Origin of the sequence: Sedimentitalea todarodis, assembly GCF_032595355.1 — a bacterium.
Lineage (GTDB): Bacteria > Pseudomonadota > Alphaproteobacteria > Rhodobacterales > Rhodobacteraceae > Sedimentitalea > Sedimentitalea todarodis.
In genome coordinates this window covers 171,360-195,073 of record NZ_JASMWN010000003.1, presented here as the reverse complement: position 1 = coordinate 195,073, position 23,714 = coordinate 171,360, and the positions used below count along the sequence as shown (strand labels likewise).

Genomic DNA, 23,714 nt, shown 5'->3' with positions numbered 1-23,714 from the left:
CCTGTCGGTCAGCTGCGGGATGGCCCGGTTGTGTCCGGTGTCTGTCTTGCAAGGGCGTTTGCGGCCCCGGTCCCGAGAGGTGCCCCGCCCCGGCGGACCGGGGCGGGAATGTGCGCTGGCTTAGGAGGCCAGGCCCCATTTGTATTGGTGATGCTCAAACGCAATGTGCTGATCTGTCCCGATCAGACCCTCGCGCATGTGGCGGTACAGCGCTCGCCAGTAGGGCTGAATGGTCACGCCCTCTTCCTGGATCAGCGCAGCCGCCTTGCCTGCAATCTCGCGGCGCCTGTCGGAGTCGGCAATCGCCAGAGCATCCGAGAGCAGCGCGTCGAACTCCGCATTCGCCCAGCCGAATTCGTTCCAGGCCTCGCCGGAGCGATAGGCAAGGGCCCAGATTTGCACACCCAGCGGGCGGTGGTTCCAATTGGTCGAACTGTAGGGATACTTGGTCCAGTCGTTCCAGAAGGTCGAGCCGGGCAGAACCGAGCGTTTGACCTGGAAGCCCGCGTCGCGCAGCTGTGCCGCGACGGCATCCGTGGTGTTCTTGCGCCAATCGTCATCGATGGACAGGATTTCATGCTCGAAATCCATCATCCCGGCCTCTTCCATCAGGGCCTTGGCCGCTTCCGGATCGTGCTTGGCCGCGCCGACATCAAAGTACTCTGGGTGCTTGGGCCCAAGATGGGTGTTGTTGGAGACTTCGCCACGCCCGCCATAGCCGAGTTCCAGAAGGACCGCGTTGTCGACTGCCATCGCCAGTGCCTGACGCACACGCTTGTCGGCATAGGGCTGGGCACCATCGACTTCGGCAAGCTGGTTGGGGCGGATCACGACGGTGGCCATGGTGACCACTTCGGATTTCACCAGACCCAAGCCGTCAAGCACGTCGATGAATTCGCCGACGCTTTCATGCAGCATGTCGACTTCTTCGGATTCAATCGCAGCCAGCCATGCCGCCGGATCGGTGCCGTAGTCGACATATTCCACGCGATCCAGATAGGGGCCGCCGTAAACATCGGTGCCCCACCAGGAATGGTCGGCGTTGCGCACGAGCGTGCACTTCACGCCGACTTCCAGCTCTTCGATCAGGAACGGGCCGGTACCGACATTGGCGGTAAAATCGTCAACCTGATAGGTCGAATGGGTGATGGCGGCAGGATAATCAGACATGCCCGCGATCAGCGAAATATCCGGTTGCGGCAGGTTGATCTTGATGGTGTGGTCATCGACCACCTCTATGCCGCCTTCGATGGCCATGCCGGTTTCTTCGTCGATCAGAGTGGCAAACCGACCCGCCATCGAATTGCCTTCGAGGTTCTTGTCACACCAGCCGGCAATGTTGCGCGCGACGTCTTCGGCAGTGAAGGGATCGCCGTTGTTCCATGTCACGCCCTGTCGTAGATTGAGCATGTACTGCGTCGCGTCGTCGTTGATCTCCCAGCTGTCGAGCAGCATGCCGCGGAAGGTACCGTCGGAATTGTATTCAACGAGGTATTCCAGAGTGCCGCGGGTCTGGTTACCCAATTCGCTCCAGTCATAGGTGCGCGGATCCTTCAGGGCACGCACGCTGGTCTGCACCCGGATGGTGCCGCCAGGCTGGGGTTCGCCCTGGGCCTGGGCCGGCATAGGCAGCCCGGCCATGGCATAGGCGGCCGCGGTTGCGACGCCGAATGTCGACGCGCGTGCCAGAAAATCGCGGCGGGTGATCTTGCCTTCGCGATATTCCTTTGCGTGCATCTCGGCAGCCCAATGGACCGGCTTGCCGTTGATTGTTTGCTGGGTCATGTAGCTCTCCCTGTGGATTGGATGATCGGATCGGAATGACATACCAGTTAGCCCCTGCCGGTTTGGCAGGGCCCTGCTTGGCTTATGATTGCTTTTGAGTTCATCCCCTACGGTCATTCGGCACGAGATTCGGCCATAGGTCAATGATCGCTTTCGACATTCTGGTAATATTTGCGACATGTTGGAGGTCAAGAAACGACATGACGGGATAGATGACGCAGGTTTCATGATCCGAAGGGTACGCGCTGTTTGATGGAAAAGTCGCGTGTCGCGTTCCGACGTCGCCGCTCAGATATCGGGATGAACCGGTGTCCAGCCTTGCATCCGTGCGCGAAACCACGTGCGTTGGCGTTTCGCGAATTGCCGGGTGGCAATCGTGGCGCGCTCCCGTGCGTCCTCAAGACTCAACTCGCCTTGCAGATGTGCGACCAGTTCGGGAACGCCGATGGCGCGACACGCGGGCAGGGACGGATCATAGCGGTCAAGCATTGCCCGGACTTCATCCAGTGCACCATTGTCCAGCATCTGGTCAAAGCGGCGCGCGATGCGCTGGTTCAGCCAGTCGCGCGGGGCGTCAAAGACCAGCGGAACCACGTCTTTCAAGGGCAGCGCGGGGGGCGGTGTGTCGGCCTTCCAGTCGGCCAGTGCGCGCCCGGTCGTGGCTTGCACTTCGTAAGCACGCTGAACCCGGGCGCGGTTCCGGGTGTCGAGACCGGCGAGGGTGCGTTCATCCACCGCGGAGATCAGCGCATCATGGCTCATGGCGTCGGCCTGCGCGCGAATCCCGGCGGGGGTCGGCGGAATGTCTGCGATGCCCTGGGTCAGTGCGGAAAAGTAGAGACCAGTCCCGCCCACGATGATCGGGCGGCGTGGCCCCGCGAGCAACGGCAGCACCTCGCGCAGCCAGTGCCCGGCGGAATAGGAATCGGTACACTGTACATGGCCGTAGAGCATATGGGGTGCACGCTCCTCTTCCTCTTCCGAGGGTCGTGCTGTCAGAATGCGCCAGCAGCGATAAACCTGGCTGGCATCCGCATTGATGATGACGCCGCCGTCGCGCTCGGCGATTTCCAGCGCCAGCGCGGATTTCCCCGAAGCGGTCGGACCGGCAATCAATACGGGTCTATTTTTTGGAATATCAGTAAATTGCATTCTTTTCTTCAACCCATCCCGTCGCGTATCGTGAGATTCTTTCGGATCATTGTGTGTGACCGCAGGATGGCGAGTTGTACCCGGACGCGATTTCCTTCATTTTGCGCGCAAATAAACCCGTCCTGCCGCGGAGCGCAACATGACCCCTTCCTCAAACCCCGACACCGCAACCGCGCAAGACGCGCAAACGAGCATCGCCTTTCGACGGGTGATGCTCAAGATATCGGGCGAGGCGTTGATGGGGGATCAGGGATATGGTCTGCATCCGCCCACGGTACAGCGGATTGCCCAGGAGGTGAAATCGGTTCACGATCTGGGCGTTGAGATTTGCATGGTGATTGGTGGGGGCAACATCTTTCGGGGGCTGCAAGGGTCCGCGCAGGGGATGGAGCGGACCACTGCGGACTACATGGGGATGCTGGCGACGGTGATGAATGCGCTGGCGATGCAATCTGCACTCGAGGGATTGAACATCCATACGCGCGTTATCAGCGCAATCACCATGAATGAGGTTGCGGAACCCTATATCCGCCGCCGCGCCGTGCGCCACCTCGAAAAACAGCGGGTCTGTATCTTTGCAGCCGGGACCGGCAACCCGTATTTCACCACCGACACGGCGGCAACGCTGCGCGCCAACGAGATGAAATGCGAGGCGATTTTCAAAGGCACAAAGGTCGATGGAGTCTATGACAAGGATCCGGCGAAACATGACGATGCCAAGCGGTATGATGTCGTATCCTACGATGATGTGCTGGCAAAGCGGCTGGGCGTGATGGATGCAAGTGCGATCGCACTGGCGCGCGACAACAACCTGCCAATCATCGTGTTTTCCCTGGACGAGCCCGGCGGTTTTCGCGGCATTCTCGCGGGCGAGGGCACTTATACCAAGGTTCAGGGGTAACGCTGCGCCGGGGCCAGGTCTGCACTTTTCGCGCAAAATCGATGCGACAAGTGCCGCTGGCGTTTCTCGGTTCTTCTGCTAATAACGTGGCGGAAGGCCAGCAGTGATACTGAACGGCACGAAACGGAACGCGCATTTCGGGAGAACAGAGCGATATGTCTGACGACTTCATGCTGGACACGGATGATCTTGAGCGGCGGATGGATGGCGCGATGGCCAACCTGCGCACGGAATTTGCATCGTTGCGGACCGGACGCGCAAGCGCGTCGATGCTGGAGCCGGTGATGGTCGATGCCTATGGCGCGCTGACGCCGATCAACCAGGTCGGCACCGTCAACGTACCCGAGCCGCGTATGGTTACGATCAACGTCTGGGACAAGGGATTGGTCGGCAAGGTGGAAAAGGCAATCCGTGAAAGCGGGCTGGGAATCAATCCGCAGCTCAATGGAACGATCATCATGCTGCCGATCCCCGAGCTGAACGAAGAGCGCCGCCGTGATCTGACAAAGGTGGCCGGGCAATATGCGGAACATGCGCGGGTGTCGATCCGCAATGTACGTCGTGACGGTATGGATCAGATCAAGAAGGCCAAGTCCGACGGGTCGGTTTCGGAAGACGATCAGAAATTCTGGGAAGAGACGGTGCAGGAACTGACCGACAAGCATATCGCTGGCGTGGATACTGCGCTGGAAACGAAACAAGCGGAAATCATGCAGGTTTGAAACAGGGCGGCACGACACCGGTTCCGGATACGGCGCCTCCGGGCGGACCACGTCATGTGGCAATCATCATGGATGGCAATGGGCGATGGGCGCAGGCGCGCGGTCGGCCGCGCCTGTTCGGGCATCACGCCGGGGCGCGCAGGGTGCGCGAAGTGGTCGAAGCCTGCCCGGAACTGGGCATCAAGTACTTGACGATATTTGCGTTTTCGACCGAGAACTGGAAACGGACTCAGGTCGAAGTGGCTGGCCTGATGAGCCTGTTTCGCCGCTATATCACCCGTGAGGCACGTGCATTGAAGGAGCGCGGTGTGCGGGTTCGCTTTATCGGCGACCGGCTGAGGCTTGATGAAAAACTGGTCCTGCTTATGGATCAGCTTGAGGAGATGACCTCAAACAACGATCTGGTCCATCTGACCATCGCCCTGAACTATGGAGGGCGCGACGAGGTGGCGCGCGCAACCAAACGGCTGGCGCAGGATGTCGCCGGTGGGCGGTTGAGCCCGGATGATGTCGATGAGGAAACCCTGCCGCGCTATCTCGATACCCATGTGTTGCCCGATCCGGATCTGGTGATCCGAACCAGTGGCGAGGCCCGCATCTCGAACTTTCTGCTGTGGCAGTCGGCTTACTCCGAATATGAATTCATCGATACGCTCTGGCCTGATTTCTCCGGTGAAGAATTGCGTCGCCTGTGCACGAGCTATGGGACACGCGACCGCAGATTCGGCGCCGTTCCCGCATGAGCGGTTCAGGACGCTGGGCGGATCTGGCACCACGCATTGGCTCTGCGATTGTCATGGTCACGATCGGGATACTGGCCGTCTGGGCCGGGGCCGATGTCTTTCACATCTTTGTCGCAGCCGTATGTGGCGCGATGATCTGGGAATTGTTGCGGATGCTGAACGGGCAATCCGGACCGCTGGTCATCGCGATTGCCTGCACGGCGGCCCTGTCGCTGATCCTCGCGATCCATTTGCCGTCGGTCTATGGCCTGCCAGTACTTGCGGTGCCGGTACTGCTTGGGGTTGTGACCTTGCGCCAACATCGTCTGGTCTGTGGCGCGTTCATGGGGCTTGTCCTGCTGGCCGGGCTCGAAATGGCGATTGTGCGCGATGATTTCGGTCTGGTCTGGATCATCTGGCTGATCGTGATCGTGATCGTGTCGGACGTTGCAGGCTATTTTGCCGGTCGTACATTGGGTGGCCCGAAGTTCTGGCCAAAGGTCAGCCCGAAGAAAACCTGGTCCGGTACGGTGGCCGGGTGGCTCGGTGCTGCGGTTGTGGGACTGGTCTTTGCCATGCTGCAGGACACGAGCCTGTTGCTGGTGCCATATTCCGTCCTCGTCGCGTTTGCGGCGCAGATGGGTGACATTGCCGAGAGCGCGGTCAAGCGCATGGTCGGCGTCAAGGATTCCAGCACCCTGATCCCCGGTCACGGCGGATTTCTCGACCGGTTTGATGGCATGCTGGGGGCATCGTTCTTTGTTCTCGTGATCGCGGGCCTATGCGGATTGCCGCCGGGAGCGGTGTGATGCGACGGGTGTCGATCTTTGGCGCGACCGGGTCAATCGGACAGAATACCATCGACCTGATCCGGAACGCGCAAGCGGAGTATGACGTGGTTGTGCTGACGGGTGGGCGCAACATCGCGCAACTGGCCAAGGATGCGCGTGCGTTGAATGCCGACGTGGCGGTGACGGCCTTTTCGGACCTGCTTGAAGACTTGCGTGCCGCGCTGGCGGGCAGTGGCGTTGAAGCGTCCGCCGGGCCGGAGGCCCTGGTCGAGGCCGCGTCCCGGCCCGCCGATTGGGTGATGTCGGCAATTGTTGGTGCCGCGGGTCTGAAACCGGGACTGGCGGCGTTGGAGCAGGGCGCGACACTGGCCTTGGCCAACAAGGAATCGCTGGTCTGTGCCGGGGCGCTGGTGCTTGAGACGGCAAGGACCGCCGGCGCACGATTGCTGCCCGTGGACAGCGAGCATTCGGCGGTGTTTCAGGCGCTGATCGGGGAAGAACTGGACACGGTCGAGCGGATCATCATAACCGCCAGTGGCGGAGCATTCCGTGATTGGCGGCTGGAGGATCTGAAAGATGCAACGCTGGCCCAAGCGTCAAGCCATCCAAACTGGGATATGGGCCAGCGCATCACCATCGACAGCGCGTCCATGTTCAACAAGGCGCTGGAACTCATAGAAACCAAAGAGTTTTTCGGAGTTTCTCCTGAGATGATCGAAGTCGTTGTCCACCCTGAATCGTTGATTCATGCGATGGTCGGCTTTAACGACGGGGCGCTGATGGCGCATGTGGGTCCGCCTGACATGCGCCATGCGATCGGTTTTGCCCTGAACTGGCCGAAACGGCGCACCCTGCCGGTCGAAAGGCTGGATTTGGCGACGGTCGGCGAGATGACGTTTCGTGCACCCGAAGAAGCGCGTTACCCCGCCTTGCGTCTGGGGCGGGCGGTGATGAATCGCGGCGGTCTGTCAGGGGCGGTGTTCAACGGGGCCAAGGAGCGGGCGTTGGACGCCTTCCTTGCCGGCCGCATCGGATTTGTGGATATGGCGGAGATCGTCGAAGATGTCCTGACCCGGTTTGAAGCCGAACCCGGACTAGTAGATGAGACGATGACCCTTGAAACCGTGATGCAAACGGACCATCTCGCCAGAGTATGGGCAGACTCCGCAATGGAAAAACGAGCAGGATAAGAGTTTGGATCTAGTTTCGCTGATTCCGCAATTCGGCGGACTTCTTTACACGTTGCTCGCGTTTGTCGTGGCACTCTCTGTGATCGTGGCCGTGCATGAATATGGCCACTACATCGTCGGGCGCTGGTCCGGTATCCATGCCGAGGTGTTTTCGCTGGGCTTTGGGCCGGTGCTCTACAGCCGCATGGACAAGCGTGGTACACGCTGGCAGATCGCGGCTCTGCCCTTTGGCGGGTATGTGAAATTCCTTGGCGATGCCAACGCGGCGTCAGGCAAGGATTCCGAGGCGATGGAAACCGCAGAAGGCGACCCGGCGGAATTGCGGCGCACGATGCATGGCGCACCGCTCTGGGCTCGCACGGCCACCGTTGCAGCGGGGCCGATCTTTAATTTCGTGATGTCCATTCTGGTGTTTTCGGCCATCGTTCTGACCCGCGGCGTTGTGAGCGAGCCATTGACCGTCGGTGAGGTTCAGGACTTGCCTTCCGGCTTTCATCAACTGACCGAAGGCGATGAGATCATCGAGATCGCCGGCACCATGGCACCGTCGTTTGACGATGCTGTCGCCTGGTCCGGGTTCACCCGCGACATCCCGGTCGAGCCGGGCCTTGACTACACGGTGCGGCGGGACGGGCAAGAGCGCGTGGTGCAAGGCCCGTACCTGTTTCCACCCTATGTTTCGCAAGTGGCCCCGCGCAGTGCCGCGATGGATATCGGGCTTCAATCGGGTGATGTGATCACCGCCATTGATGGCGCGCCGATATTTGCCTTTGATCAGCTGAAAACTGCGGTTGAATCCTCGGATGGCCGGGTGTTGTTACTGGATGTGTGGCGGAACGGTGAAACCCTGGAATTCGCGCTGGCACCACGCCGCACGGACGAGCCGCAGGCAGATGGCGGGTTTGTCACCCATTGGCGTATCGGCATTGCAGGGGGGATGGCCTTTGTACCCGCGACCGAGGCCGCAGGGCTGGGTGAGGCCGTGGTTGGCGGAACCGTGCAGACCATGGCGGTGATCTCCAGTTCGCTGTCGGGTCTATGGCACATGATCACGGGGGCAATCAGCACCTGCAACATGTCCGGCCCGATTGGTATTGCGGAAACATCCGGAGCGATGGCATCGCAAGGCGCGCAGAGCTTCATCTGGTTCATTGCAGTGTTGTCGACGGCGGTCGGGCTCTTGAACCTGTTTCCAATTCCCGCGCTGGATGGCGGGCACCTGGTGTTTTACGCCTACGAAGCCGTGGCGGGCAAACCGCCCAGCGACGGGGCGTTGCGCATTCTGATGGCGATTGGGCTGGGTCTGATCCTGTCGCTGATGGTGTTCGCCCTTGGCAACGATCTGTTCTGCTAGTACCGGTCAGTCAGCGCGAGACTGTTGCTTTTTGGGGTCCAAATCCCACGGTCTCGCCGAGCAAGGGACTACGGCGAATGAGTGATGCATTTCTCCGAAAGTATTGAATTTGTTCAACCCTAGAGAGTTTCTCTTCAGTCGTGGCCTCGCAGTGACGCTTTGACGGCACAAGTTTGCCCCAGTCTTGCCACATTCTGCCTATAGTTGTCTTCGCGTCCGCCAGAACAGGTCGGAAGCCAAGGGAATAGGGTCATGCACGCATTGCATAGAACATATCGCGGTCTCAGCCTGATGGTCGAGCTGAACGCGGACCGTCTGTTGTTCCTTTTGGCGATTGCAACCGCGTTGGTTGCCAGCGGGTATCTGGCCGGTCTGTAACGCCCGCTGAACCTGTTTCCGTCCGACGCCGCACCACTCAGAACAGTGCCCCGAACAGCCCGCATGCCATGTGGTTTTGACATCATCTTCCAATCCCGATAATCACAATCCCAAAGCTGTGATGAACGGGGTTAAGACTGATGGGTTTGGGCTGGGCTGTGGGTATATCTCGTGATCGCGCATTAAGATGCGTCAACATATTGTATCGAGGGGTGATCCCGTTTTTCCTTGTCTTTGCAACGGTTTCGTTGTTCTCGGCAGGGCTTGCAGCGGCGCAATCCTATACCTTCAACTCGATTCAGGTCGAAGGCAACAAACGGATCCAGACATCGACGATTGCCGCTTACACGGGAATCAATCCCGGTAAAGCAGTCAGTGCGGGTGAACTGAACGCCGCGTATCAGAGAATCGTCGACAGCGGCGTCTTTGAGAGCGTGGACCTTGAACCTCGGGGCAGTACCTTGCGGATCATCGTCAAGGAACGGCCGACGATCAACCGGATCAGCATCGAGGGAAACCGCCGGCTCAAGGATGAAGACCTTGAAGAGTTCATCGATTCCAAATCGCGGCAGGTGTTCAACCCGACCATTGCCGAAGCCGACGCCGCAATCATCGCCGAAGCCTACTCGCAACAGGGCAGGATTGCCGCCACGGTCACGCCGCGCATCATTCGGCGGAGCGAAAACCGGGTCGATCTGATCTTTGAAATTGCCGAAGGTGAAACGATCGAGGTCGAACGCGTCAGCTTTGTCGGCAACCGGGTGTTTTCCGATCGACGGTTGCGCCGTATCCTGGAGACCAAGCAGGCGGGCATTCTGCGGGCCTTCATCAGATCAGACACGCTGATCGAGGAGCGGATCGAATTCGACAAGCAGGTCTTGCGCGATTTCTACCTGTCGCGCGGCTATGTCGATTTTCGGGTTCTGGGGAGCAATGTCGAACTGACCCAGGAGCGCGACGGTTTCTACCTCGTGATGAATGTGCAGGAAGGCCAGCAGTTCAAGTTTGGGCAGATTTCTACCGTCAGCGAGATCACCGGAGTCAACGCGGCCGAGTTTCAAAATGCACTCAAGCTGCGCCCCGGTGTGGTGTATTCGCCATCCCTGGTCGAGAACTCGATTGCCCGGATGGAGCGGCTTGGAATCAAGGAAGGGATTGATTTCCTGCGGGTCGAGCCGAGGATCACACGCAATGACCGGGACCTGACACTTGATGTGGAGTTCGCCTTGGTAAAGGGGCCGCGCATTTTCGTCGAACGGATCGACGTCGAAGGCAACACCACCACTCTGGACAGGGTCGTGCGCCAGCAGTTCCGCATTGTGGAGGGCGATCCCTTCAATCCGCGCGAAATACGTGAAAGCGCAGAACGCATCCGCGCTCTCGGCTTCTTTGGGACCGCCGACGTGGAAACGCGCGAAGGCTCGACCCCCGCGCAAGTCATTGTCGATGTAGATGTCGAAGAACAACCGACCGGTTCACTTAACCTTGGTGGTTCCTATTCGGTGGTCGACGGGTTTGGTATTGCCATCGGTCTGACAGAGAACAACTTCTTGGGCCGCGGCCAGCGGCTTTCGTTCAGCATTTCGACAGCGCAGGAATCAGATGCCTATGTTCTGGGGTTCACCGAACCCTACCTTCTTGGGCGTGACTTGCAGTTCAATATCGACCTTGGCGTTGCCTCGAGTTCCTCCAGTTTTGCGAGCTATGATATCGATCGCGCCTTCTTCGCTCCATCACTGACCTTCCCGATCAGCGAAAACGGCCGGATTCAGATGCGTTACAGCTTTAGCGACAGCGAAATGGAAGCACGCGGCACGCCCGCTGAGGATTTTAGTGGCGCCGTCATCTTGCGCGAGATCGAACAGGGGCGTCGGTCGAGCAGTGCATTCGGTCTCAGCTATATCTATGATAGCCGTCTGACGGGCCTCAACCCAAGCGCCGGCGTACTGTTCCAGATTGGCGCCGATTTTGCCGGTCTTGGCGGTGACGACAAATATGTCAAAACCTCAGCCAAGGTGATCGCTCAGAAAATGATCCTGAACGAGGAGGTGGTGCTCAGGGCATCCTTTGAAGCAGGTGCGTTGAGCTGGCGCTCGGAAACGCCAAGCCGCTCCATCGACCGGTATATTCTGACACCCACCATCCTGCGCGGTTTCGAGCCCGCCGGTATCGGGCCCCGTGACCAATCCAACGGGTTTGATGACGCGATCGGCGGCAACTATTATGCCGTCGCCCGGTTCGAGGCAGAGTTCCCGCTGGGACTGCCCGAGGAATTGGGGCTGCGTGGCGGCGTTTTCTATGACATCGGCAATCTTTGGGGCACCCAAAATGTGGATACCGCCGGCGCGATGTGTGGTGGTGTTGCCGGGGTTTGTGGTGCGGATGGATCATGGCGCTCCGCGATCGGGGTCTCGCTGCTCTGGACAACCGGTTTTGGTCCGCTGCGATTCAACTTCAGCAAGGCACTGCAAAAAGAGATCTTTGACAAGGAACAGAGCTTTGATCTGACGATCCAGGCGCGGTTCTAACTGCGGATGATGCCTCTCGCGGCACGCCTGCGGTCCGCTCTGACCAGTCTGGCCCGGGTGGTCGCGCTGCTCTTGGTCCTTCCGGCCGGAGCGTTCGCGCAGCAGCTTGGATTGCCAGACAGCGTCATCCTGACGATCTCCTCGGAGCGGCTCTTCAGCGATTCCGCGTTCGGAAAACGTGTGGCGCGCGAGTTTGAGGCCGCAAGCGGCGAGCTTGCCCGAGAAAATCGGCGGATCGAACAGGAGCTTACCCTGGAGGAACAGGAGCTGACCGACCGGCGCCCCAACATGGAACCGGCGGCATTCCGCGAACTGGCCGATGCCTTCGACGCGAAGGTCAAGGAGTTCCGCCGGACACAGGACGCCAAGGCCCGTGCGTTGGTTCAGAAGAACGAGGAAGAACAGGTCAAGTTCATCCAGGCCGCGCGCCCGATTCTCACGGATCTGATGCAGGAGGCCGGCGCAGGCGTGGTGCTGGAACGCTCCAGCGTGTTCCTGAGCGTCACGGCGATTGACGTGACAGAAGTGGCAATCAACCGATTGAATGCAACGATCAGGGATGGTGTCACGCCATCTGATGACCCCGCCGACAGGAACTAGCGCTATTGGTCATTGACGTCTGCGTTACGGTTCGCCCGGATCGGGCGTTCGGAACGCCATTTGGTCAGGTCGAAATACGCTCGTGCAACTTGCCCAAGCGTGACCGGGTTGCTAGTCAGGTTCCTGCAGTCCCAATTTCAGGAACATGTTTAATGCCAGACGACTTGAAACGCGCAGACATTCATCTGATCCAGCGAATCCTGCCACATCGCTATCCATTCCTGCTGGTGGACAAGGTTGAAGAGATCAACGGCACGATCTCGGCGCGGGGCTACAAAAACGTCACGATGAACGAACCGCACTTTCAGGGGCATTTCCCGGGCGCGCCGGTGATGCCCGGTGTCACCATCGTCGAAGCGATGGCGCAGACGGCGGGCGTGATGATCGGTGTCGGTGCCGATGTGGTGGATCAGGATTTGCTGATCTATTTCATGTCGATCGACAAATGCAAGTTCCGCCGCAAGGTGATCCCCGGAGATGTCCTGATCATGGAGCTTGAGACCCTGCGCGGCAAACCCGGTGGCAAGGTCTGGAAATTCGGAGGCAAGGCAACCGTGGACGGTGAACTGGCCGCCGAGGCGGAGTTTACCGCCATGATCGACCTTCCCAAGGGTTGACGGCATGGCGCAGGTGCACCCCACTGCGGTGATCGAGGACGGCGCGCGGTTCGGACAGGACTGTGTCATCGGTCCGCTTTGCGTGGTGGGCGCAGACGTGGTGCTGGGTGACCGGGTCGAGTTGAAAAGCCATGTGGTCGTTACCGGCAAGACAGAAATTGGCGACGACACCGTGATCTTTCCCTTTGCCGTCATCGGTGAGATTCCGCAGGATCTGAAGTTCAAGGGCGAGGACAGCCGGTTGATCGTCGGTGCCCGCAACCGCATTCGCGAGCATGTGACGATGAATGCCGGCACCGATGGCGGTGGCGGCGTGACCCGCGTCGGTGACGACGGGCTGTTCATGGCGGGCTGCCACATTGCCCATGACGCGCAGGTCGGAAATCGGGTGATCGTGGTCAATTCGGCCGCCGTCGCCGGGCATTGCGTGCTGGAGGACGACGTGATCATCGGCGGACTGGCGGGTATCCATCAATGGGTTCGGATCGGCCGCGGGGCCATTATCGGAGCGGTGACCATGGTGACAAATGACGTGATCCCCTACGGGCTTGTGCAGGCCCCACGCGGCGAGTTGCACGGGCTGAACCTCGTCGGACTGAAGAGGCGCGGGGTGGCAAGGTCAGACATCACGGCGTTGCGGGCGGCGTTTCAAATGCTGGCACAGGGCGAGGGAACCTTTCACGAGCGCGTCGAGCGTCTGGGCAAGGAAAGCGATAGTCAACAGGTTCACGAGATGGTGGATTTTGTACTCGGCCATACCGACCGGTCCTTTTTGGTCCCGGGGCGCTGACCCATGGGATTGGCCCTGATCGCGGGCGCAGGCGGGTTGCCTCACGCCCTTGTCCGACAGCTTGAAACGCGCCCGGTCGTCTGTGCGCTGGCCGGGTTTGAGCCGGACAACCTACAGGTGGACGAGACCTTCCGACTGGAAACGCTTGGCTCGCTTCTGGCAGGCCTGAAGACAAGGGCCGTGCGCGAGATTTGTCTTGCCGGGTCCATCAACCGTCCCGTTATTGATCCGTCAGCCATTGATACGGCAACGATGCCGTTGGTACCGCTGCTCCAACAGGCGCTGACGCGGGGCGATGACGGGGCATTGCGGGCGGTGATTTCGGTGTTTGAGCAGGCTGGTTTCGCGGTTCGGTCGGCACATGAGATCGCGCCGGGGCTACTGCCCGCGGCGGGATGCATGACAGATTGTGAGCCGGACGATCGCGCGCGTGCGGACGCCGCGCGCGCCGAGGAGATCGTTAACGCGATGTCGGCGGTGGACGTGGGGCAATGTTGCGTTGTGCAAGCCGGACAGGCCTTGGCGATCGAGACTGTCTATGGAACCGACTGGATGTTGCAGAGCCTTTCCGCGCGGCCGGAAGCCGAGCCGAGAGGTGGCCTGCTCTTCAAGGCGCCGAAACGGAATCAGGACATGCGCGCGGATATGCCAACCATCGGTGTCGATACCATCGCCGCCGCCGCCGCAGTCGGATTGCAAGGCGTGGTGATCGAAACCGACGGGGTGATGGTGCTGGATCAGGCAGAGGTCGGGACGGCATGTGATCGTGCTGGTCTGTTCCTCTGGGTGCGGGACCGGAGCCACTGATGCGTGTCTTTCTGATTGCGGGAGAGCCATCGGGTGACCGCTTGGGTGGCGCCTTGATGGAAGGTTTGCGCAGCCTTGTACCGGACGTGCATTTTGAGGGCGTGGGCGGCGCGCAGATGCAGGCGCAAGGGCTGAACAGCCGGTTTCCCATGGAAGAGCTGAGTGTCATGGGCATTGCCGAAGTGTTGCCGAAGTACATGCATCTGAAGCGACGGATATCCGAGACCGTGCGGGCGGTGATCGAGGCCCGACCGGATGTATTGATCACGATCGACAGTCCGGATTTCTGTCTGCGTGTGGCCAGTCAGGTTAAGGCCGCCGCGCCGATCCGCACAGTGCATTACGTGGCGCCGACGGTCTGGGCGTGGCGACCGGGGCGGGCAAGGAAGATGGCGCAGATGATCGACCAGGTGCTGGCACTGTTCCCGTTCGAGCCTCCGTACATGGAAGCAGCCGGAATGCAGTGTGACTTTGTCGGGCACCCAGTCGTCGGCGAACCGCAGGCAACGCCGGAAGAGGTGGCGGCGTTTCGCTCGGTCTTTGACCTTGGCGATGAGCGCTTTGTGCTGGTGCTTCCGGGATCGCGTCATGGCGAGGTGTCGCGCTTGACGCCGGTGTTCGGTCGCGCGCTGTCACGGTTGGCGCAAACGCATCCGGACCTGCGGATCGTCGTTCCGGCGGCGGCCCCGGTTGCAGATCTGGTGCGCGAGCGCGTGGCGGACTGGCCCGTGGGGACGGTGGTGATCGACCCGCGGGAATTTGCGGCGCAGGACGCGCAGGCGCACAAGAGAGCGGCGTTTCGCGCAGCAGATGTAGCGCTCGCGGCATCAGGCACGGTATCCTTGGAACTGGCGGCGGCGCAGACGGCGATGGTTGTGGCCTATACGTTCAACTGGCTGAGCTGGCAGATCATCAGCCGCATGGCCCTGATCGACACCGTGACTTTGGTCAACCTGGTGAGCGACACCCGCGTCGTGCCGGAATGTCTGGGGCCTGACTGCCAGCCTGACCAGATCGCCACCGCATTGGACGACGTCCTGACAGACCCGACCGCGCAGGCGCAGGCGATGGAGGTCACGATGCATCGCCTCGGGCGGGGCGAGGCCTCGCCAGGGCTGCGCGCTGCCCGAGCTGTTGTGGATCGGCTCTAGAAATGGCGCGCCTTTGGCGCGACTTGGTTTCTTGGCACCGCTGCGCGGTGCGGCCTCCGGCGGGAGTATTTGTCCAAAGCTGAAAAGAGTTGCTCAATTCGAGACCAATTTGGTTCAGATCCTGACCCTGGCCCTGGACCTTCAAAACAGTTGATCGGTTTCTCCGCAAACGCCGGAATGCCCTAGCCGCGCCAGATCCAGCCGCCACCGAAGATTCGGCTGCCACCGGTTTCGTAGAACACGCAAGCCTGACCCGGAGAGACACCTTCCTCGGGATCAAACAGTTCAACCGTCGCGGTCGTCTCGGTCAACGGCCGCAAGATCGCGTCGCGTGGCGGACGGGTGGAGCGCACCTTGACCGAAATGTGCCATTCTAAGCGACTGGTCAGCGGGACATCGCCAAGCCAGTTGATTTCTCGTATCGGGATCGTTCGCGTGGCAAGCAGCTCCTTTGGGCCAACGATGACCTGACGTTTGTCGACATCGAGCCGCACAACGTAGAGCGGATCGGATAAGCCACCAATGCCCAGACCGCGACGCTGGCCGATGGTGTAGTGGATGATACCGTCATGCTGGCCCAGCACCCGGCCATCCGCGTGAACGATTTCACCTGGTTCGGCGGCATCCGGGCGCAATTTTTCGATCACGGCCGCGTAGTTGCCATTGGGCACAAAGCAGATGTCCTGACTGTCGGGTTTGTCGGCGACGCTGAGCCCGTATTTTGCGGCAAGCGCACGGGTTTCGGCCTTGGACGGCAGATGTCCGAGCGGGAAGCGCAGAAAATCGAGCTGTTCGGGGGTGGTAGAGAACAGGAAATATGATTGATCGCGCGCGTGATCTTCGGCGCAGTGCAACTCTGCTCCTCGGGTTCCGACCTTGCGCTGGATGTAGTGGCCGGTGGCCATGCAGTCGGCCTCGAGATCGCGGGCGGTTTCAAGCAGATCCTTGAATTTGACCCGTTCATTGCAGCGGATACAGGGTACCGGTGTCGCGCCGGCGAGATAGCTGTCGGCAAATTCGTCGATGACCGCATCCTTGAAGATATTCTCGTAATCCAGAACATAATGTGGAAAGCCGCGTTCTTCGGCGACGCGGCGAGCATCATGAATATCGAGCCCGGCACAGCAGGCGCCTTTCTTGGCCAGCGCGGCACCGTGATCATAAAGTTGAAGGGTTACACCGACCACGTCATATCCATGGTCGGCCAGAACCGCTGCGACCACGGAACTGTCGACGCCGCCCGACATGGCCACGACAACCCGCGTTTCAGCCGGGGATTTGGCGAAGCCAAGTGAATTGAGCGGGGTGTCTGTATCCAGCGCCATGTCGGCGTCTCCTGCACGATTGGGAAGGCCTCGCAGAATATAGGAAAATCGTAGAGACTCACAAGGGGCGGTTTCATGCCTCGTTAAGCCTGCTGGGTCACATTCGGGTGGGTGATGTAGAGGAATGGCAGATGTTTCTGAAAAAGGTGGAGGGTCCGCGCGCGGTGACGCTTCCGGATGGGGCAATCATGACGCGGGCCGATTTACCCCCGGCCAATACACGACGCTGGGTCGCGTCCCGCAAGGCGGCGGTGGTGCGCGGGGTGCTGTATGGTTTGATGACACAATCAGATGCGCTTCGAACGTACGGGCTGAGCGATGAAGAGTTCAAGAGCTGGATCGCCGCGGTCGCGGACCATGGCGAAGATGCCCTGAAAGCGACTGCACTCAAAAAGTATCGACAACCATAAGTTGCAATGTCATAATCAATTTTGACGGTAACGCACGGTTAACTTTTCTTGTTCAAGGTTAATGCGGAACGGGAAAACGATTGAGGCGGAGAACTTGGAATGCGCGTATTACTGGTTGAGGATGACCCAACGACGTCAAAAAGCATCGAATTGATGCTGACACATGCCAATCTGAATGTCTATGCAACCGATCTTGGTGAAGAGGGCATCGATCTTGCAAAGCTCTATGACTATGACCTGATCCTTCTGGACCTGAATCTGCCTGACATGCATGGCCACGATGTCCTGCGGCAATTGCGTCTGGCCAGGGTGGAAACGCCGATCCTTATCCTGTCGGGCGCTGATGATACGGAGAACAAGATCAAGGGATTTGGGTTCGGTGCGGATGACTATTTGACCAAACCATTTCACCGTGAAGAACTCGTAGCACGAATTCACGCCATTATTCGAAGATCAAAGGGACATTCGCAGTCGATTATTCATACTGGCAAGATTGCGGTCAACCTGGACGCGAAAACCGTCAGTGCCGGGGATCAACCGGTGCATCTCACTGGCAAAGAGTATCAGATGCTCGAGTTGTTGAGTTTGCGCAAGGGGACGACGCTGACAAAGGAAATGTTCCTCAATCATCTTTACGGCGGAATGGACGAGCCGGAACTCAAGATCATCGACGTTTTCATCTGCAAGCTGCGCAAGAAACTCAGCATTGCCACGGATGGCGAGAACTATATCGAAACTGTCTGGGGGCGCGGCTATGTTCTGCGCGACCCGCAAGGCGACCAAATAGAAAGCCCGCGTCTCGCTGTTGGCGCCTGACCGCGCACAGAACGAAATCGCATACCCTGACCGGGTCGGGCCGGGGTTGGTACCACCACTCACAACGATTGCGATCTGGACCTGACCCATGCTGCGCCCTATCACTGGTCTGAAAACCGGTGTGGGGCGGAGTTTTGACAGAGCATAAGAACATAGAGCAGATGACTGCCGACGAGGCCAGGGCGGAACTGTCCCGTCTCGCGGCACTGCTTGAGTCGGCAAACGCTGCCTACTACATTTCTGATGCGCCTGAATTGTCGGACGCAGATTACGACGCTCTGCGACGTCGCAATGCCGAAATCGAGGCGCGCTTCCCTGATCTCAAGCGTGAAGACAGCCCGTCAGAGCAAGTCGGTGCCCGCGTTGGCGACGGCTTTGCCAAGGTTGCCCACAGGGTGCGGATGCTGTCGCTGGGCAATGCGTTCGATGCGGGCGAGGTCACGGCATTTGATAGCAGCATTCGCAAATATCTGGGGATGTCCGCGTCCGATCCGCTCGCCTATACGGCAGAACCCAAGATCGACGGTTTGTCCTTGTCCTTGCGGTATGAAAACGGTGTGCTGCTGGAGGCCGCAACGCGCGGAGATGGTTCGGTCGGCGAAAACGTGACCGCCAATGCTCGCACCATTGATGATATCCCCGATAAACTGAGCGGCGCGCCCGCGGTTCTTGAGGTGCGCGGCGAGGTCTATATGTCGCATCCGGATTTTGCGGCCCTGAATGCGCGGCAAGACCACAGTGGCGGCAAGCGGTTTGCCAATCCACGCAACGCGGCTGCGGGGTCACTGCGTCAGCTGGATGCCGGCATTACAAAGTCACGGCCATTGCGGTTTTTTGCCTATAGCTGGGGTGAATTCTCCAAGCCCTTGGCAGAGACCCAGATGGGCGCAATGACACGTTTGGCGAAGATGGGATTTGCCACCAATCCCTTGACCAAACTCTGCGCCGGACCCGAAGAGATGATCGGGCATTACGCCGAGATCGAAGCACAACGCGCGACATTGGGCTATGACATCGACGGGGTGGTCTACAAGGTCAATGATCTGGCGCTGCAGGGGCGGCTTGGGTTCCGGTCCACAACACCTCGCTGGGCGATTGCGCACAAATTTCCCGCAGAGCTTGCCTGGACCCGGCTGGAAGCGATCGACGTTCAGGTCGGACGGACCGGTGCTCTCAGCCCGGTGGCGCGGTTGATGCCTGTCACCGTGGGCGGAGTCGTGGTGTCCAACGCGACCTTGCACAACGAAGACTATATCGCCGGTCGGGATGCGCGAGGCCAGGAGATCCGGGGCGGCAAGGACATTCGTGTCGGTGATTGGGTGCAGGTCTATCGGGCCGGCGATGTGATTCCCAAAGTTGCCGATCTCGATCTGAACAAGCGCCCGGCAGAGACGCAGCCCTACCAGTTTCCGACGCTTTGCCCGGAATGCGGCAGCGAAGCGATTCGCGAAGAGGGTGATGCGGTGCGACGCTGTTCCGGTGGAATGATCTGCCCTGCGCAGGCTGTTGAAAAGCTGAAACATTTCGTGTCGCGCGCCGCCTTCGATATCGAGGGGCTTGGCGCCAAGCAGGTCGAACAGTTCTATCTGGACGGATGGGTCAAGGAACCGGCCGACATCTTCACGCTGCGCGATCGATATGGCAGCGGTATGCAGCAACTCAGGAACCGTGAAGGATGGGGCGAGAAATCCGCAGCGAACCTCTTTGAAGCGATTGAGGACAAGCGCAGCATTCCTCTTGGGCGGCTGATCTTTGCTCTGGGGCTTCGTCATGTGGGTGAGGCGGCGTCGAACCTCTTGGCGACGCATTTTGGCACGTGGAGCGCGTTTGAGACCGCGATGACCCGCGCCGGCCCGAAAGAGGGGCCCGACTGGGACGATCTATTGTCCATTGACGGCGTTGGCGTGGTCATGGCGACATCGCTGGTGACGGCATTCGCGCAGGAAAACGAACGGGCGTCCATCGACCGGCTGGTGGCGCATCTGACCGTCAAGGAAGCGAAACGGCCCGATACATCCGGCAGCCCGGTGGCGGGCAAGACCGTTGTGTTCACGGGAACGCTGGAAAAGATGACCCGCGCCGAGGCCAAGGCACGCGCCGAGGCATTGGGGGCAAAGGTGTCCGGATCGGTGAGTGCCAAGACCGATCTTCTGGTCGCCGGTCCGGGCGCAGGCTCCAAGGCCAAGAAGGCAATTGAACTGGGGATTGAGACGCTGGATGAAGACGGTTGGCTACAGTTGATCGGCGCGGCATGAGCGGACGACCGGAGCCGCTTTTTCCGCTGTTTGCGGATCTGGAAACATTGCCGGGCGTCGGCCGGAAAACGGCGCAACAATTCGGACAACTTGGATTTGAAACGCCTCGCGACCTGCTGTTTTCATTGCCTTATGCGGTTGTGGATCGGCGTCGTCGGAACACGATCAAAGGGGTGGATTTACCCTGCACGCTGACGGTCGAAGTGACGGTTGGCGCGCATCGACCGTCCTCGGGGCGTGGCGGGGCGTATCGGGTTCATGTCGAGGATGCCGAGGCGGATTTTCAATTGGTGTTTTTTCATGCGCGCGGCGATTTCCTGAAACGGCAATTGCCCGAAGGCGCGCGGCGGGTGGTATCAGGCAAGCTCGAACTGTTCGATGGCATGGCGCAGATGGTGCACCCTGACCATATGTTTCCCCCGGATGAGGCCGGGGAGATCCCGGAGTTTGAACCCGTGTATCACCTGACCCAAGGTGTAACGCAAAAGACCGTCTACAAGGCTGTGCAAGGGGCGCTGACGCGGCTGCCAGAGTTGGCGGAATGGATTGATGCCGATCAGGCAGAGCGCCAGGGCTGGCCCGATTGGGCCACGGCGATACGCGCAGTCCATGCACCTGCGGGCCTGGATGATGTCCTGGCCACCACGCCCGCGCGTGCGCGCCTGGCTTATGACGAATTGATGGCGCATCAATTGACGTTGGCGCTGGCTCGGCAGAGGGAACGAAAGGCGCGGGGTATCGTAACCCGAGGCACCGGAGATTTGCAAGGCAAAGTATTGCAATCATTGCCCTATCGCCCAACCTCTGCGCAATCCAGGGCATTCGAGGAGATCGCTGCCGACATGGCGGCGCCTCAGCGGATGAACCGGCTGTTGCAGGGGGATGTGGGGGCAGGCAAAACGCTTGTGGCGTTCATTGCTTTGCTGGTCGCGGTCGAGGCCGGCGGGCAGGGTGTGATGATGGCCCCGACCGAAATCCTCGCACGCCAGCACCTGCAAGCGCTGCGACCTCTGGCGGAGGACGCCGGTGTCGTGCTGGAAATCCTGACCGGCCGCGACAAGGGAGGCGAACGCAGGGCCAAGCTGGCGGCGCTTTCGGAGGGCAAGATACAGATCCTGGTGGGAACCCACGCCGTGTTTCAACCGGATGTGACGTTTTGCGATCTGCGGCTGGCGATTATTGACGAGCAGCATCGGTTCGGTGTGCGACAGCGGCTGGAACTCGCAGAGAAGGGTGTGGCTGCGGATGCGCTGGTGATGACCGCAACGCCGATTCCGCGCAGCCTCGCGTTGGCGCAGTATGGCGACATGGACGTATCGGTGCTGGATGAAAAGCCTCCGGGGCGCAAGCCGATCAAGACCGCCGTTGTCAGCACCGAACGCATGGATGAAGTGACCGGACACCTGCGCGGTGCGATTGAGGACGGACGGCAATGCTATTGGGTCTGTCCGCTTGTCGAAGAGTCCGAAATCGTGGATCTGACTTCTGCCGAGGATAGGTTCAAGCGGTTGCGCGCCGTGCTGGGCGACGGGGTCGTGGGGTTGGTGCACGGCCAGATGCCCCCTGCGGACAAGGATGCCGCGATGGCGGCTTTTCAAGCTGGCGAAACCAAGGTTCTGGTCGCAACCACGGTGATAGAAGTCGGGGTGAACGTGCTGAACGCGACAATCATGGTGATCGAGCGGGCAGAGACCTTTGGGTTGGCACAGTTGCACCAGCTTCGCGGCCGAGTTGGACGAGGCTCGGCGCAATCCACCTGTTTGCTGATGTATCAGCCGCCCTTGTCCGAGGGCGGGCGCAAGCGCTTGGAGGTGCTGCGCGAAACCGAGGATGGGTTCGTCATCGCCGAAACCGATTTGGCCCTGCGCGGGGCCGGCGATGTCATCGGCACCGCACAGTCTGGGCTGCCACGCTTTCAGATTGCCGACCTGGAACGACAGGCGAGCCTGATGGCCGTGGCCCAAAGCGATGCCCGGGCATTGCTGGCCAAAGACCCTGATCTGAGTTCCCAGCGGGGGCGTGCGGCGCGGGTGTTATTGTGGCTGATGCGGCAGGATCGCGCGATCCGTTTGATTTCAGTGGGTTAGCCACGGAATGCCAAAAAGTTCGCAAATGTTCTTAAAAAGTTCTTTACAATAGCACCTCAAAATGAGAACAAAAGGTCAACAAATGCTTAACGACTGACCAAGAGAGCAAATGCCATGATGAGCCAGATCAAGATCGTCCTTCACCGCACGCAGGACACGCTGTTGCAGGACGCAATCGGGGCCGGGGCGTTGGTTGTCATGTTGGTGGTCGCGCTGCATCTGCCCGGACTTTACTGATACGAGTTCCTCTGTTTCTGCCTGCAATCTCATGCCGGACGACCTGCATCACGTCCCATATCGATGCAAAGGGGTCCTGTCCTGTTCCCCTCGGATCCATGCCTCTTGGGTCCACCGGTCGCTCCGGATCCCGCATGAGAGAGCTTTGACTGCCGCCGCCATCCGCCCGGGATGCGCGGCGGCTTTTTTTGGGGGATCAGGCGCAGTTGGCCTGTTCGGCCTGTTCGATGGCCTCGGCGGTTGCCTCAAGCGCCAGAAGGATCGAAGCGTGGCGGTTCTTGTAGTCGCGCGCAGGGATCAGCACTTCGAGACCGTCAAACGGCGCGTCAGGGACCGGACCATCCTGTTTGAGCATCGCCTTGAGCTGATCGCGCGCGGTTTCAATCTGCGCGCGCGTCGTGCCGATGATGGCACTCCCGACAACAGACGCAGAGGCCTGTCCAAGCGCGCAGGCCTTCACGTCTTGTCCGAAATCCGTGATCCGCCCGTTAGCGACGCAGACATCAACCGTAACAGTCGACCCGCAGAGCGGCGACCGCTTCTTTACCGTGGCGTCAGGGGAATCGAGCCGATCAAGATGCGGAATGTCGGCGGCCAGCGCGAGAATGCGGGCCGAGTAGAGCTTGATCAGGTCGGTGTCGCCGGACATGTCTTTCCCTCTTGCTGTCTTCCCCCTACATAAGGCCGCAAATCCGTGATGCAAAAGGTTTTCCGCCATGCCGTTTGAACCCGATACCTTGGTCTATAATGATGCCGGGTTAATTCCGGCGATCGCACAGGATTGTGAAACCGGCGAAGTCCTGATGATGGCCTGGATGAATGCCGAGTCTGTTCAAAGGACGCTGGCGACAGGGCGGGTGACCTATTGGTCCCGGTCGCGGCAAGCCTTCTGGGTCAAAGGTGAAAGCTCTGGGCACGTGCAGGCGCTTGTCGAGTTTCGGTTTGATTGCGACCGCGATTGCGTGTTGGTGACGGTTCGCCAGACCGGTCCCGCCTGTCATACAAACCGGCGGAGTTGTTTTTATACTGCGGTGCGGGACGGGAGCGAGTTTGAACTGATGGCGCCGGAAGGCTGAAGAGTCCCTTGTCGGATGAG

At 59.9% G+C, this 23,714-nt stretch carries 23 protein-coding genes; 19 read left to right on the top strand and 4 right to left on the bottom strand.

The genetic code is table 11. The features are described from left to right. Positions 1 to 120: 120 nt before the first annotated feature. Together QO231_RS05765 and miaA are read right to left on the bottom strand one after the other, a co-directional pair. The gene (locus QO231_RS05765; RefSeq protein ID WP_316774189.1) at positions 121 to 1,785 is read right to left on the bottom strand and encodes an ABC transporter substrate-binding protein; all 1,665 of its coding nucleotides are present in this window, start codon (positions 1,783 to 1,785) and stop codon (positions 121 to 123) included. Between the two features lie 288 nt (positions 1,786 to 2,073). Next, entirely contained in the window at positions 2,074 to 2,937 is an 864-nt protein-coding gene (gene miaA, locus QO231_RS05760; protein WP_316774187.1) for a tRNA (adenosine(37)-N6)-dimethylallyltransferase MiaA, read from the bottom strand. Between the two features lie 139 nt (positions 2,938 to 3,076). Between miaA and pyrH the strand changes: the two genes are divergently transcribed. From pyrH to lpxB, 13 genes are all read left to right on the top strand, one after another. Then, on the top strand, positions 3,077 to 3,838 hold the full coding sequence (gene pyrH / locus QO231_RS05755; RefSeq protein WP_394356575.1) for a UMP kinase: 762 nt from the start codon (positions 3,077 to 3,079) through the stop codon (positions 3,836 to 3,838). Between the two features lie 155 nt (positions 3,839 to 3,993). Next, a complete protein-coding gene (gene frr / locus QO231_RS05750; protein WP_316774185.1) occupies positions 3,994 to 4,560 on the top strand; it encodes a ribosome recycling factor in 567 nt (188 codons plus the stop codon). After that, positions 4,557 to 5,303 carry a polyprenyl diphosphate synthase gene (gene uppS / locus QO231_RS05745; protein WP_316774182.1) on the top strand — a complete coding sequence of 249 codons (747 nt, stop codon included), beginning with the start codon at positions 4,557 to 4,559 and terminating at the stop codon, positions 5,301 to 5,303. Before frr ends, uppS begins: the two co-directional genes overlap by 4 nt. Further along, positions 5,300 to 6,091, top strand: coding sequence for a phosphatidate cytidylyltransferase (locus tag QO231_RS05740; protein ID WP_316774181.1), 792 nt, complete (start codon positions 5,300 to 5,302; stop codon positions 6,089 to 6,091). The genes uppS and QO231_RS05740 overlap by 4 nt, the downstream gene beginning before the upstream one ends. Then, positions 6,091 to 7,263, top strand: coding sequence for a 1-deoxy-D-xylulose-5-phosphate reductoisomerase (dxr, locus tag QO231_RS05735; RefSeq protein WP_316774180.1), 1,173 nt, complete (start codon positions 6,091 to 6,093; stop codon positions 7,261 to 7,263). The genes QO231_RS05740 and dxr overlap by 1 nt, the downstream gene beginning before the upstream one ends. Before the next feature lie 4 nt (positions 7,264 to 7,267). Beyond that, positions 7,268 to 8,617, top strand: coding sequence for an RIP metalloprotease RseP (gene rseP, locus QO231_RS05730; RefSeq protein ID WP_316774178.1), 1,350 nt, complete (start codon positions 7,268 to 7,270; stop codon positions 8,615 to 8,617). A 252-nt stretch (positions 8,618 to 8,869) separates the two neighbouring features. Beyond that, positions 8,870 to 8,995, top strand: a complete 126-nt coding sequence (locus QO231_RS05725) for a hypothetical protein (protein ID WP_316774176.1) — start codon at positions 8,870 to 8,872, stop codon at positions 8,993 to 8,995. Positions 8,996 to 9,135: 140 nt separating this feature from the next. Next, on the top strand, positions 9,136 to 11,523 hold the full coding sequence (gene bamA / locus QO231_RS05720; protein ID WP_316774174.1) for an outer membrane protein assembly factor BamA: 2,388 nt from the start codon (positions 9,136 to 9,138) through the stop codon (positions 11,521 to 11,523). Between the two features lie 6 nt (positions 11,524 to 11,529). After that, complete coding sequence (locus QO231_RS05715) at positions 11,530 to 12,123, top strand: OmpH family outer membrane protein (protein ID WP_316774172.1); 594 nt, start codon at positions 11,530 to 11,532, stop codon at positions 12,121 to 12,123. A gap of 152 nt (positions 12,124 to 12,275) precedes the next feature. Then, complete coding sequence (gene fabZ, locus QO231_RS05710) at positions 12,276 to 12,740, top strand: 3-hydroxyacyl-ACP dehydratase FabZ (protein ID WP_316774170.1); 465 nt, start codon at positions 12,276 to 12,278, stop codon at positions 12,738 to 12,740. A gap of 4 nt (positions 12,741 to 12,744) precedes the next feature. Then, positions 12,745 to 13,530, top strand: a complete 786-nt coding sequence (gene lpxA / locus QO231_RS05705) for an acyl-ACP--UDP-N-acetylglucosamine O-acyltransferase (protein WP_316774168.1) — start codon at positions 12,745 to 12,747, stop codon at positions 13,528 to 13,530. A 3-nt stretch (positions 13,531 to 13,533) separates the two neighbouring features. After that, a complete protein-coding gene (locus QO231_RS05700) occupies positions 13,534 to 14,337 on the top strand; it encodes an LpxI family protein (protein WP_316774166.1) in 804 nt (267 codons plus the stop codon). Further along, positions 14,337 to 15,488, top strand: a complete 1,152-nt coding sequence (gene lpxB / locus QO231_RS05695) for a lipid-A-disaccharide synthase (RefSeq protein ID WP_316774164.1) — start codon at positions 14,337 to 14,339, stop codon at positions 15,486 to 15,488. The genes QO231_RS05700 and lpxB overlap by 1 nt, the downstream gene beginning before the upstream one ends. Positions 15,489 to 15,670: 182 nt before the next feature. Here lpxB and mnmA read toward each other — a convergent pair whose 3' ends face one another. Continuing rightward, positions 15,671 to 16,813, bottom strand: a complete 1,143-nt coding sequence (mnmA, locus tag QO231_RS05690) for a tRNA 2-thiouridine(34) synthase MnmA (protein ID WP_316774163.1) — start codon at positions 16,811 to 16,813, stop codon at positions 15,671 to 15,673. Positions 16,814 to 16,944: 131 nt separating this feature from the next. On the opposite strand from mnmA, the gene sciP reads away from it, so the two are divergent. The 5 genes from sciP to QO231_RS05665 all read left to right on the top strand — a co-directional run bounded on the left by sciP (position 16,945) and on the right by QO231_RS05665 (position 22,618). Further along, on the top strand, positions 16,945 to 17,223 hold the full coding sequence (gene sciP / locus QO231_RS05685; RefSeq protein WP_316774161.1) for a CtrA inhibitor SciP: 279 nt from the start codon (positions 16,945 to 16,947) through the stop codon (positions 17,221 to 17,223). A gap of 99 nt (positions 17,224 to 17,322) precedes the next feature. Then, positions 17,323 to 18,039: a response regulator transcription factor CtrA gene (gene ctrA, locus QO231_RS05680; protein ID WP_316774159.1), complete on the top strand. Its 717-nt coding sequence runs from the start codon at positions 17,323 to 17,325 to the stop codon at positions 18,037 to 18,039. A 161-nt stretch (positions 18,040 to 18,200) separates the two neighbouring features. Beyond that, positions 18,201 to 20,294 carry an NAD-dependent DNA ligase LigA gene (gene ligA / locus QO231_RS05675; RefSeq protein ID WP_316774157.1) on the top strand — a complete coding sequence of 698 codons (2,094 nt, stop codon included), beginning with the start codon at positions 18,201 to 18,203 and terminating at the stop codon, positions 20,292 to 20,294. Then, complete coding sequence (gene recG / locus QO231_RS05670) at positions 20,291 to 22,381, top strand: ATP-dependent DNA helicase RecG (RefSeq protein WP_316774155.1); 2,091 nt, start codon at positions 20,291 to 20,293, stop codon at positions 22,379 to 22,381. The genes ligA and recG overlap by 4 nt, the downstream gene beginning before the upstream one ends. A 114-nt stretch (positions 22,382 to 22,495) precedes the next feature. Further along, positions 22,496 to 22,618: a hypothetical protein gene (locus tag QO231_RS05665; protein ID WP_316774153.1), complete on the top strand. Its 123-nt coding sequence runs from the start codon at positions 22,496 to 22,498 to the stop codon at positions 22,616 to 22,618. A gap of 196 nt (positions 22,619 to 22,814) precedes the next feature. On the opposite strand, the gene QO231_RS05660 is transcribed toward QO231_RS05665, so the two are convergent. Further along, on the bottom strand, positions 22,815 to 23,267 hold the full coding sequence (locus QO231_RS05660; RefSeq protein ID WP_316774151.1) for an iron-sulfur cluster assembly scaffold protein: 453 nt from the start codon (positions 23,265 to 23,267) through the stop codon (positions 22,815 to 22,817). A gap of 67 nt (positions 23,268 to 23,334) precedes the next feature. Here QO231_RS05660 and hisI point away from each other — a divergent pair, with 67 nt between their 5' ends. Further along, positions 23,335 to 23,694: a phosphoribosyl-AMP cyclohydrolase gene (hisI, locus tag QO231_RS05655; RefSeq protein WP_316774149.1), complete on the top strand. Its 360-nt coding sequence runs from the start codon at positions 23,335 to 23,337 to the stop codon at positions 23,692 to 23,694. The last annotated feature ends 20 nt before the right edge of the window (positions 23,695 to 23,714 follow it).

Excerpts from the sequence above, each read along its gene's own strand:
- dxr (WP_316774180.1), top strand. The coding sequence starts at position 6,091 with ATGCGACGGGTGTCGATCTTTGGCGCGACCGGGTCAATCGGACAGAAT.
- ligA (WP_316774157.1), top strand. The coding sequence starts at position 18,201 with ATGACTGCCGACGAGGCCAGGGCGGAACTGTCCCGTCTCGCGGCACTG.
- miaA (WP_316774187.1), bottom strand. The coding sequence starts at position 2,937 with ATGCAATTTACTGATATTCCAAAAAATAGACCCGTATTGATTGCCGGT.
- lpxB (WP_316774164.1), top strand. The coding sequence starts at position 14,337 with ATGCGTGTCTTTCTGATTGCGGGAGAGCCATCGGGTGACCGCTTGGGT.
- sciP (WP_316774161.1), top strand. The coding sequence starts at position 16,945 with ATGTTTCTGAAAAAGGTGGAGGGTCCGCGCGCGGTGACGCTTCCGGAT.
- recG (WP_316774155.1), top strand. The coding sequence starts at position 20,291 with ATGAGCGGACGACCGGAGCCGCTTTTTCCGCTGTTTGCGGATCTGGAA.
- bamA (WP_316774174.1), top strand. The coding sequence starts at position 9,136 with ATGGGTTTGGGCTGGGCTGTGGGTATATCTCGTGATCGCGCATTAAGA.
- QO231_RS05740 (WP_316774181.1), top strand. The coding sequence starts at position 5,300 with ATGAGCGGTTCAGGACGCTGGGCGGATCTGGCACCACGCATTGGCTCT.
- QO231_RS05715 (WP_316774172.1), top strand. The coding sequence starts at position 11,530 with ATGATGCCTCTCGCGGCACGCCTGCGGTCCGCTCTGACCAGTCTGGCC.
- QO231_RS05725 (WP_316774176.1), top strand. The coding sequence starts at position 8,870 with ATGCACGCATTGCATAGAACATATCGCGGTCTCAGCCTGATGGTCGAG.
- QO231_RS05700 (WP_316774166.1), top strand. The coding sequence starts at position 13,534 with ATGGGATTGGCCCTGATCGCGGGCGCAGGCGGGTTGCCTCACGCCCTT.
- pyrH (WP_394356575.1), top strand. The coding sequence starts at position 3,077 with ATGACCCCTTCCTCAAACCCCGACACCGCAACCGCGCAAGACGCGCAA.
- QO231_RS05765 (WP_316774189.1), bottom strand. The coding sequence starts at position 1,785 with ATGACCCAGCAAACAATCAACGGCAAGCCGGTCCATTGGGCTGCCGAG.
- mnmA (WP_316774163.1), bottom strand. The coding sequence starts at position 16,813 with ATGGCGCTGGATACAGACACCCCGCTCAATTCACTTGGCTTCGCCAAA.
- QO231_RS05660 (WP_316774151.1), bottom strand. The coding sequence starts at position 23,267 with ATGTCCGGCGACACCGACCTGATCAAGCTCTACTCGGCCCGCATTCTC.
- frr (WP_316774185.1), top strand. The coding sequence starts at position 3,994 with ATGTCTGACGACTTCATGCTGGACACGGATGATCTTGAGCGGCGGATG.
- hisI (WP_316774149.1), top strand. The coding sequence starts at position 23,335 with ATGCCGTTTGAACCCGATACCTTGGTCTATAATGATGCCGGGTTAATT.
- ctrA (WP_316774159.1), top strand. The coding sequence starts at position 17,323 with ATGCGCGTATTACTGGTTGAGGATGACCCAACGACGTCAAAAAGCATC.
- fabZ (WP_316774170.1), top strand. The coding sequence starts at position 12,276 with ATGCCAGACGACTTGAAACGCGCAGACATTCATCTGATCCAGCGAATC.
- QO231_RS05665 (WP_316774153.1), top strand. The coding sequence starts at position 22,496 with ATGATGAGCCAGATCAAGATCGTCCTTCACCGCACGCAGGACACGCTG.
- lpxA (WP_316774168.1), top strand. The coding sequence starts at position 12,745 with ATGGCGCAGGTGCACCCCACTGCGGTGATCGAGGACGGCGCGCGGTTC.